Raw genomic sequence first — 10,359 nt, forward strand, 5'->3', positions numbered from 1 at the left:
GTAGATCGTCACCGATTCCTGGATGCCGCGCGGGTCCAGCGTGGGCTCGAGGAACTTCTTGCCCGTGTAGCTGATGTCGCCGCCGGCGAACCACTCCAGGTCCGCCGAGCCCGGGATCGGCGCCTGGTACTGGGCGGCCAGGCTCCAGGCCCACTTCGGGCTCTGCGAGGGGGTGAGGCCGTTGTAGTTGCAGGTGCCGGGCTTGGTCCCGTTCGCCACCTTGCCGGCGTAGCACTGGCCGTCCGGATAGTCGGTGAACTCCGCGTCCATGTAGGCCAGGGTGCCCTGGATGCTGAGCGCCTGGATCGGCCGGAACTGGGCGTCGGCCTCGATCCCCCGCACGCGCCGGTCGCCGGCGTTGGCGACGATGAAGCCCGAGCCGGTCAGCGGGTTCAGGATCGAGTCCTGGAACGCCTTGAGCTTCATGTTGTAGGCGTCGACGTTCAGCACCAGCTTGCGGTCGAACAGTACCGACTTCACCCCGACCTCGACGGTCTCGGAGTTCTCGGCGTCGAACTCGACGGGCACGCCGGCCGCCGCGGAGCGGGCGTTGTAGCCGCCGGTCTTGTAGCCGGTCGCCGCCAGCGCATAGGCCATGATGTCGTCGGTCAGGTCGTACTGCACCGTCGCCGACCAGGTGATCTTGTCCTCGTTGCGCTTCAGCTTGCCGAGGTGGTTGACCGCGAAGACCGTCCGCGCCGCCGCCGAGGTCGTCGGCGTCACGTCGCCGTCGAGATAGGCGTCCTTGCGGTCGTAGGAATAGCGCGCGCCGCCGGTGAGCCGGAACGCGTCGGTGACGTGGAACGTCGCCTGGCCGAAGAGCGCCCAGCTCTCGGTGTCCTGGGCGTAGTAGAAGATGCTGGTGTCGCCGGGCGTGAACGTGCGGGCGGGCGGCAGCACGCGGTTGGCGTTCCGGTCCAGCGTCGTGCGCGAGGTATAGGTCAGGCTTTCGGAGAACAGGTAGACGCCGCCCAGGTAGGTGAACTTCTGGTCCGCCGGCGAGGCGATGCGGAACTCCTGCGAGTAGCCCTCGGCGCGCAGCGTCTGCGAGCCGGTGGCCGTCGCCTGCGGCAGGCCGTCGGCGGCGAGTTGCTTGATGTTGTCCTTGTAGCCGTTGAACGCCGTGATCGAGGTCAGCGTGTGGTTCATCGGCAGGTCGATGTCGAAGCTCATCGACGTGCCGTAGACCTTGGTTTCGTTGTCGCCTTCGAAGTTGTCGTCGACCACGTGGTCGCGATCGTCGAAGTTGCGGAACGGCCGGCCCGTCGCCGCCGCCGCCGTCAGGAAGCCGGGCGTCGCGATGCCGGTCGGCGAACTCGCGGCCAGGGTCTCGGGCGTGCAGCAGTTGGCGTCGAGGTGCGCGTAGTAGGCGATGAAGTTGCCCTTGATGCTGTCCGTGGGCTGCCACTTCAGCCGGCCACGGAAGCCGTACTGCTCGATCCCGTTCACGTCCTTGCCGTCGAACAGGTTGGTCTCGTAGCCGTCGCGGTTGGCGATCCAGAACGACAGCCGCCCGGCCAGTTCGTTGCTGCCGCCGCCGACGAAGCCGGACAGGGCGTGATCCTTGTAGTTGCCGGCCCGGACGCGGAGTTCGACCTCGGGCTCGGCCTGCGGCTCGCGCGAGGTGATGTTCATCGCGCCCACGGGCGTGTTGCGGCCGTAGAGCGTCCCCTGCGGGCCGCGCAGCACCTCGATGGTCTGCACGTCCTGCAGGTTCGCCTGCAGCGGGCCGGCTGCAAGGATGTAGACCCCGTCGATGAAGATGCCGACGCTCTGCTCGATGCCCGGGTTGGTGCCCGAGGTGCCGATGCCGCGCACGAAGAGCGTGGTGTTGCGGTTGTTGTTCGACTGGGTGATCGCCACCGACGGGATGAAGCGGGCCAGTTCGGTGGCGTTGTTGATGCCCACCTTCTCCAGTTGGTCGCCGCTGACGGCGGTGACCGACATCGGCACGTCCTGGATGTTTTCGGCGCGCTTGTTGGCGGTGACGATCAGCGTCTCGACCTCGGCCGAGCCTTCGTCGGCGGCGCGGGCGGCGACGGGCGCCGTGCAGGCGAGGGCCAGCGCGATTCCGGCGCCCGACAGCAGACGCGACTTCCGATTGGACATCTCACTCCCCCTCTTGTCTTGTTGCGCTCAATCCCGTGTACGCTAGTAGGAATACATAGGTGAACGGTAATTCCGGTTCAATCTCGGGGCAAGCGGAGGCGTTGTCAATCGCGCCGGGCGGCGAGATTGCCCGTTCCGGGGAGGTGTGGCGCCGGCGCCAGTCGCCGGTCAGGCCGCGGCAGGGACCTTGCGGGCGACGAAGGCGTAGTAGGCGAGGCCGAGGACCAGCCAGCCCGCCAGCAGCGCGTAGGGCCGCCAGTCGGTCCCGAAGCCCAGGCTGGCGATGACGACGGCGGCGACCATGCCCAGCACGGACAGCACGCGCACGGTCGTGCGGCCGAATCGCAGCCGCGCCTCCGCATGCACCTCGGGGTGCTTGGTGGCCACGTTGTAGGCCGCCAAGCACGAGCCCAGGTACTTCATCATCGTCGGGATGTTCACCGCCAGCAGCAGGAAGAGCAGGCTGGACGGGAGGAAGAGACCCAGGCAGCAGGCGCCGAAGGCCGTGATCGTGGCGATGTGCGGCGTGCCGAACCGCGGATGGATCGCCGCCAGCGGCGCCGGCAGCACGCCGGCCTTGCCCATCGCGTAGAGGAAGCGCGCGAAGACCAGGAAGACCGCGTTCATCGACTTCGACAGCGCCAGGACCGCCGCCGTCACGATCAGCGGCGTCGCCCATCCGCCCAGCGCCGCCTCGGCGGCCGTCAGCAGCGGCGCGTCGCTGGCCGCCAGACCGTCGGCGCCCACGAGGCTCATCGCCGTGAATGCGATCGAGACGTAGACCACCACCGTCAGCAGCACCGCCAGCGCCAGGCCCAGCGGCACCACCCGCTTGGGATCGGCCACCTCCTCGCCCACCTCGGTCGTCGTCTCGATGCCGAGGAAGAGCTGGATCATCAGGGGCAGCGCCGCCAGAACCGGCGTCCAGCCCAGCGACAGCGCCTGCGGGATCAGTTGCGGGTTCCACGACGGCGCGCCGGCGGCGACGAACACCGCGAACACCACCAGCAGCATGAGCATCAGGATCGTCTGCGTCCGCGCCGCGATCGCCACGCCCAGGAAGTTCAGCGCGAACACGGCGCAGAACAGGCCGAACATCACCGGCTTGGCCGGGATCGCGATCACCTTGCCGAGGTACATCACCAGCACCTGCCCGAGCACGATCATCACCACCGCGTTGGACAGGATGCGCAGCCAGACGATGGCGAAGGCGATCAGCGGGTGCGTGAACATCCGCTGCCATTCGAAGCTGGCCGCGGTCTTCGGCACGGCCGAGGCCATGTAGGCATAGACCATCCCGAACAGGATCATCGGCAGCGCCGCCAGCACCACCGCCACCAGGATGGCCTCGTGCCCGATCTGCGCCGCCGGCCCCAGGACCGAGAAGATCGACGCGCCGATGGCCGTCCCGGCCCCCAGCATCACCAGGTCGATGAGGCGTACGCCGCGGCGGAGCTGCTCGGTCATGGTCGCGATCCTAGAACCGGCAGGCCGAGTCGGGGACGCCGGCCGTGCGTTCCCAGCCCCAACCTTCCACGGGCGCGCCGCGCGGCAGGTAGGTGACCGTGGTCTGCGTCTCGCCGCGCCTCAGGGTGAGCGTGATCGACCTGGTGTCGTCCTTGCGCACCTCGTTGACGTCGCTGGTCTGCACGATCACGTCGCCGTTGCGCACGCCGGCCTGCTCGGCCGCCGAGCCGGCCACGAGGTCCTTCACCACCCGCTCGTCGTTCAGCGAACTGCGCGCGAAGCCGAGCTGGAACGGCCGCACGTCCCTGCGCACCACGCTCAGGCAAGGCGCATAGAGATCCTTCGGCGGCAGCAGCAGCTTGCCGGCGACCACGTCGTCGTACATCGCCCTGGCCCTGGCCGGCCCGATCTCGGCGCCCACGAGCTCCAGCCAGACCGGGATGCCGTAGGGCCTGTTCGCCTCCTGCCGCTTGCGGATCGCCTTGACGATATCGTCCAGGCTGCGCTGGCCCATCGTCGCCGCGCGGATCGCCGCGTCGGTCTGTTGCAGGTACATCCAGCCCCGGCCGTAGGGCACGGTCTGCGCGACCGGATCGGTCCAGAAGACCTTGGCCGCCTCCGGGTTCGTGTAGGCGATGTAGGGGTTGGAATAGTAGGCGGCGGCGCGCTCGTTGAAGGTCTTCACCAGCCGCTCGGTCGAGATCGCCCCGGCGCGGTGCGAGAGCACCGTGGAGTAGTACTCGGCCATGCCCTCGGAGTACCAGGCGGTGTCGCCGTGCTCGCCCTGCATCGCGGGCCAGGTGTGCGCCATCTCGTGGGCCAGCAGGCCCTGCAGGCTGTCCACCGTCGGCCTGGCGTCGAAGTTGTAGCCGAACATGAACGAGCGGGCCAAACCCGTGCCGCCGGTGCCGAGGAACGGATTCTGCCGCACGAACACGCGGTAGCTGCCGCCCTCGTCGTCGAAGAACTTCGCCATGCTGCCGTAGAGCGCGCGCATCCTGTCGCCGAGCTCGTTCGGATCGAACGGCGGGTCCGAGAGCCAATAGAAGCTGAAGTGCGGATCGCCCGCCTTCGGATACGACTTCACTGGACCTGCGTAGTAGTAGCTGAAATGCAACAGTTCGGAGGGACCCACAGTGTCCACCGTCCCCTCGCCCAGCGACCAGATCCCGCGCGAGCCCGGCGCGGAGGCCGAGAGGTCCCAGGCCAGGCGGATACTCCACGGCCCGGGCTGAACCGGCGCGGCCAGGAAGCCGTTGCCGGCGCCGGCGAACCCGCCGGCCTCTTCGCGCAGGTCGAACAGCGGGCCGTTGTTGGTGGCCGCGGTCACCTTGCGGGCCGGCGCCACGTAGCGCACGACCACGTCGCCGACGGTCGCCCGGCCCACGCTCCAGCGGCGGTACACGCCCTGCGGCGTCGCCGGCTCGTCGGACTGGGCGAGCGGCAGCGCGCCCTGGTCGTCCTTCGCCGTCAGTTGGTCGTCGGCCCAGGCCGGCCGCGGGACGCCCACGAGCCGCAGAGGCATACGGACCAGTCCGTCCCCTGCCTTCAGCCCGGGGCTGGCCATCGTCATCGTCACGCCCATGCCCGCGCCGGGCCTGGGGGCGAGCACGATCCCCAGCTTCGCCGGCGCCTGGGCCGCGGCGGGGGCGGCGAGCGCCAGGGCCGCCAGCGCGGCGATCAGCAGCCGCCTCATCGGTCGGCGGCCGGGCGAGCCGGGACCACCGCGGCGGTCACCGGCGGCGGCGGCGAGAACGGCCTGATGGCCAGGAAGCCGTAGATCTCGGCCGGGTAGTAGGCGACGCCGCCCACCATGGTCATGCGCGTGTTGCGGATCGCGCCGATGTCCTGGGTGGGATCGCCGTCCACCAGGATGAAGTCGGCCAGCTTGCCGCGCTCGATCGTGCCCAGCTCGTGGTCGCGCTTGAAGTAGCGCTCGCAGTCGAGCGTCGCCAGCCGCAGCACCTTGGCCGCCGGGATGCCGGCCGCCACGTAGAGCTCCAGCTCGCGCAGTTGCGAGAAGCCGGTGGCGTCGTCGGTGCCGGGCAGGAGCTGGATGCCCTCGTCGTCCAGCAGCTTCATCGTCTCCAGGATCTTGATGAAGCTCTGCTGGTAGGCCGCGTCGTCGGCCGGCGTCCTGATGGTCACGAACGAACGCCGCCGGTAGCGCTGGTAGCCGATCGGCACGTGGTCCAGGTACGGCCGGTCGCCCGCCTGCACCTCGCCCGAGCGCGACAGCATCAGCCGCTCCAGCGTCATCGCCGTGGTGTCCAGCGCGACCTTGTTGGCCTTCATCAGCTCGACCGTCGTGCGCACCCGGGCCGAGCTGAGGTCCAGGTCCTTGGCCCGCGCCATGCCGGTGAGGCGCAGCGGCGTGCGGGTGTCCTCCTTGGGATCGAGGATCCAGCCCAGCATCAACTGGTTGATGTGGGCGATGTCGTCGTAGCCGTCCCGGATCACCCGGTCGGGCGACGAGAACGCCGGGACGTGGCCCGTCACGCCCATGCCGAGCCGCTTGGCCTCCGCGGCCACGGGCGCGACCCAGTCGGGGTTGAAGCTGTTGTAGATCTTGACCTGCCAGTAGCCGTGGTCGGCGTACCAGCGCACGTCCTTCAGCGCGTCGTCCAGGCTGTCGGCGATGAAGCCGTTGCGCGCCGAGTACGGGCTGCGGCCCTCCAGGAAGCCGTTGCGCACGATCCGCGGGCCCGCGAGCCTGCCGGCGTTCAGCCCGTCGACGATGCCCAGCAGTTGGGCGTTGTCGTTGCCCTGGTCGCGCGTGGCCGTGACGCCGGCCGCCAGGTTGAACAGGTTCGAGCCCAGCGACGTGTGCGAGTGCATGTCGTGCAGCCCGGGCAGCAGCGTCCCGCCCTGCCCGTCGATGGTGGTCTCGTCCTTCGGCGTCGGCTGCCCGTCCTCCGGCAGCACGCCCGCGATCCGGTCGCCGAACACGATCACCTGCGACGGCCCCGACAGCTTCATCGCGACGGGATCGAACACGCGCACGTTGCGGATCCGCACCGGCCCCTCGAAGCGGTGCGCCAACTGCCTGCGCGCATCCTCGGCCCGGCTCTGCGCGATCTCGCGGCTCACCCGCTGCAGCATCGGCAACTGGCTCTCGTAGCCCTCGCGGATCACCCCGCCGGCCTGGAAGAGGTCGCCCTTGGCGTCCAGGAGCACGTAGTCCGGATTGAGGTCGATGCCCGAGAGCTCGTAGACCGTGACCGGGACCGCCGCCTTGCCCTCGCCCACCGTGAGCTTGCGCACCTCCTTCAGCCTGAGCTGGCCCGACGGCAGCACCGGCAGCGTCTGGCCGGGCGCCTTCAGCAGCGCCTTCACGTAGACGCCCAGCATCCAGGGGCTCACGTCGTTGCCGATGTAGAGCACGGGCTTCGCGGCCGGGACGTCGCCCCTGTCGGCCTGGCTCGCCCACTCGGCCTTGCCGGCCTTCCAGGCGAAGTGCTCGTTCACCGGGCTGCCGAACAGGCTCTCGCCCTCGATGGTCCAGGTCACCGGCATGCCGGCGGCGTCGAGGTCGATCTGCTCGCGCGCCTTGGGCCCGCGGCCGTTGTTCACCACCGCGTAGTCGACGGCGACGTGGCGGCCGGTCACCTCGGCGGTCAGGTGACCCACCTTCTCGCCGCCCGCCATGGCCACGAACTTCTGCGTCGCGGCCAGCGCCGGAGCGCTCACGGCGACGGCCAGGACAGCGCCCCAAACGGCCACGACTGCGGCGGCGAACTTCAGCGGCATGCAGGCCTCCCCACGACGGGCTTAATCGTACCTTCGAGGTCGGGATTTTCTATTCGATCTGCGGCCCCCGACCCCACAGCGCGACAAGTTCAATGCGCAGCCGCCAGCGGCGCCACATAGCCTATGCCGCCGCATTTCGCCCGCCGCAGCACAACGCAAGGAAATTCCGCCGGTCCCGCGCTAGCGTTGCCCGCACCATCGGGGAGGCCTCATGCCGGAGATCACCAAGCGGGCGCTTCTGGGCGCTTCAGGACTGCTGGCCGCCGCGCCCGCCGCCGCCCAGGCCGTCTCGACGCCCGCCGCCGACGGCCCGTTCGTCACGAAGAACGCCGGCGTCTTCAACGGCCAGAAGGTCGACTACGTCGCCACCGTCGGCGCGACGGAGATCCGGAACGCCGCGGGCGAACCGACCTGCCGCTTCGTCACCACCGCCTACGTGAAGCCCGGCGCCGATCCGGCGAAGCGCCCCGTCCTCTTCGCCTTCAACGGCGGCCCGTCGTCGTCCTCGGCGACGCTGCACATGCTGGCGCTGGGTCCCAGGCGCATCGTCGTGGCGCAGGATCCCAAGGCGCCTGCGCCGAACCCGCCGCAGCTCGTCGACAACACGCTGACCGTCCTCGACGCCTGCGACATCGTCCTGATCGACCCGGCCGAGACCGGCTTCTCGCGCATCATGGGCGCCGGCAAGCAGGCCTACTTCTACTCGGTCAACGGCGACGCCCAGTCGGTCAGCGACTTCGTCGCCGCCTGGATCAGGGCCAACGGCCGCGAGGCCTCGCCCAGGTACGTGCTGGGCGAAAGCTACGGCACCATGCGCGCCGCCGTCATGGCCGGGCAGCTCTCGGCCACGTTGCCGCTCGACGGGGTCTTCCTGTTCGGCCAGGCCGTGAACATGATCGAGACCAGCCAGCGCGCGAAGAACGCGCTGGCCTACGCCACGAACATCACCGCCCTCGCCGCCATCGCCGCCTACCACGGCAAGTCGCGCGGCCTGCCAGGCAACCCCGCCGAGGTGGTCGAGATCGCCTACGAATGGGGCATGCGCGACTACCTGCAGGCGCTGCTCAAGGGCAACGACCTGCCCGCCGCCGAGCGGCGCGCGATGGCCGAGCGGCTGGAGGCGCTGACCGGCGTCTCCCGGGCCTACTACCTCGAGCACGACCTCACGATCACCAAGGTCGCCTACCTGCGCGAGCTGATGAAGGCCGAGGACCTGATGCTGGGCATGTACGACGCCCGCTACGTCGGCCCCGCGCCGAAGGCCGGCGAGCGGCCGGTCGACCCGGCCGGCAAGCTGCAGGCGCCGATCCAGCCGATGATGCTGGAACACTACGCCAGGACCCTCGGCGTGCCCTGGCCCGCCGCCGACTACCGCGGCATCGCGCCGGGCGCGAACGCCTGGGAGTGGAACGGCACGCTGGGCCCCGGCGGCCCCTTCTTCGACTACGACTACCAGGCGCAGATCTCGAAGGCCTTCAAGGCCAACCCGAAGTTCCGCCTGATGATCGGCACGGGCTACTACGACCTCACCACCACCATCGGCCCGGCCCGCTACCTGGTGACCCAGAGCGACTACCCGCGCGAGCGCGTCTTCCAGCGCCAGTACGTCGGCGGCCACATGGCCTACACCCACGAACCCAGCCTGAAGGCCTTCACCGACGACATCCGCGCGTGGGTGAAGGGCGGGAAGCCCGCCTGATGCCCGCCGCGCTCGCCCTTGCCGCCGCGCTCGCTCTCGCCACGCCCGACGGTCCGGTCGTCACCGACCACCGCATCGCGGTCGCCGGCAAGCCGCTCAGCTACACCGCCGAGGTCGGCCGCATCCCGATCCGCGACGCCGAGACCGGCGAGCCGCGCGGCTTCATGGGCTACACCGCCTACCGCGTCGCCGCCGCCAAGCCGCGCCCCGTCACCTTCGTCTGGAACGGCGGCCCCGGCGCGGCCTCCACCCTGCTCCACTTCGAAGTCGCCGGGCCGCGCCGTGTCGAGGCCGGCAAGCTCATCGACAACGCCGACACCTGGCTCACCGACACCGACCTCGTCCTCGTCGACCCCATCGGCGCCGGCTGGAGCCGGCCGGCCAGAGCCGAGTACGCCGAGGCCTTCTACGGCACCGTCGGCGACGTCGCCTCGGTCACCGAGTTCGTCCGCTCATGGCGGCTGCTGCACGGCGCCCAGGACAGCCCGCTCTACCTGATCGGCGAGAGCTGGGGCGCGGGCCGCGCGGCCAACGTCGGCGCGGCGCTGCTGAAGCGCGGCGTGAAGGTGGACGGCCTCGTCCTCATCTCGGGCGGCGCGGGCCTGAAGGACGAGTGGACCACGACGGGCGACGTCGGCGCGTTGCGGCTCGCCAACCTGCCCGCCACCGCCGCCTTCCACGGCAAGCTCTCCGGGCGGGACGAGGCCGCCGCACGCGCCGCCGCCGAGGCCTGGGTGCGGCAGACCTACATCCCGGCGCTCCGCCGCCGAGAGGCCCTGACCGACGCCGAGCGCGAGGCCATCGCCCAGGACCTCGCCCGCCTGACCGGTCTCCCCGCGGCCGCCATCGACCGCAAGACGCTGGCCGTCACCCCGCGCCAGTTCCGCACCGCGCTCGTCCCCGGCAAGACGCTGGACACCTTCGACATGCGCATCTCAGGCCGTCCGCAAGGCGAAGGGGGCGAAGGCGAGGCGCGTGCGCCGGTACTCCTGCGCTACTTCGCCGAAGACCTCGGCTACCGCACCGATCTGCCCTACGTCGGCCTCGAGCGCCTGGAGGACGGCTATCTCCCGACCGGAAAGGCCCCGCAGCCCGTCGGCGCCCGCTGGAACTACGCCACTGCGCCGGTCACCAAGGCCGAGTACGACGCCGCCTACGCCGAGGCCGTCCGCACCGGCGCCGGTCCGCCGCAACTCGGCCCGCCGCTGCCCGGCACAGCCGAGGCCGTGGCCCTGACCCCGAAGCTGACGGTGCTGGTGGCCACCGGCATCTTCGACTCGCTCGGCACCTGCGCCGGCGCCGCCGAGACCGCCAGGAACCTGCCCGCGCCGCTC

General features: G+C 70.3%; 6 protein-coding genes. 2 read left to right on the forward strand and 4 right to left on the reverse strand.

All coding sequences use genetic code 11. The annotated features are described in order from the left end of the window. The 4 genes from JNL41_RS16680 to JNL41_RS16695 all read right to left on the reverse strand — a co-directional run. Positions 1 to 2,109 (reverse strand): TonB-dependent receptor (locus JNL41_RS16680; RefSeq protein WP_293476908.1); only part of this gene is annotated, 2,109 nt, incomplete at its 3' end. A 168-nt stretch (positions 2,110 to 2,277) separates the two neighbouring features. Continuing rightward, the gene (locus JNL41_RS16685) at positions 2,278 to 3,576 is read right to left on the reverse strand and encodes an amino acid permease (protein ID WP_293476909.1); all 1,299 of its coding nucleotides are present in this window, start codon (positions 3,574 to 3,576) and stop codon (positions 2,278 to 2,280) included. Positions 3,577 to 3,586: 10 nt separating this feature from the next. Continuing rightward, complete coding sequence (locus JNL41_RS16690; protein ID WP_293476910.1) at positions 3,587 to 5,272, reverse strand: hypothetical protein; 1,686 nt, start codon at positions 5,270 to 5,272, stop codon at positions 3,587 to 3,589. Further along, on the reverse strand, positions 5,269 to 7,326 hold the full coding sequence (locus JNL41_RS16695) for an amidohydrolase family protein (protein WP_293476912.1): 2,058 nt from the start codon (positions 7,324 to 7,326) through the stop codon (positions 5,269 to 5,271). The genes JNL41_RS16690 and JNL41_RS16695 overlap by 4 nt, the downstream gene beginning before the upstream one ends. Before the next feature lie 211 nt (positions 7,327 to 7,537). Here JNL41_RS16695 and JNL41_RS16700 point away from each other — a divergent pair, with 211 nt between their 5' ends. Both JNL41_RS16700 and JNL41_RS16705 read left to right on the forward strand, forming a co-directional pair. Continuing rightward, a complete protein-coding gene (locus tag JNL41_RS16700; protein ID WP_293476914.1) occupies positions 7,538 to 9,025 on the forward strand; it encodes a hypothetical protein in 1,488 nt (495 codons plus the stop codon). Further along, positions 9,025 to 10,359: hypothetical protein (locus tag JNL41_RS16705; RefSeq protein ID WP_293476916.1), on the forward strand; the 1,335-nt coding region annotated here is incomplete at its 3' end. The genes JNL41_RS16700 and JNL41_RS16705, both read left to right, overlap by 1 nt.

This window comes from Phenylobacterium sp. (genome assembly GCF_016793285.1).
Taxonomy (GTDB): domain Bacteria; phylum Pseudomonadota; class Alphaproteobacteria; order Caulobacterales; family Caulobacteraceae; genus Phenylobacterium.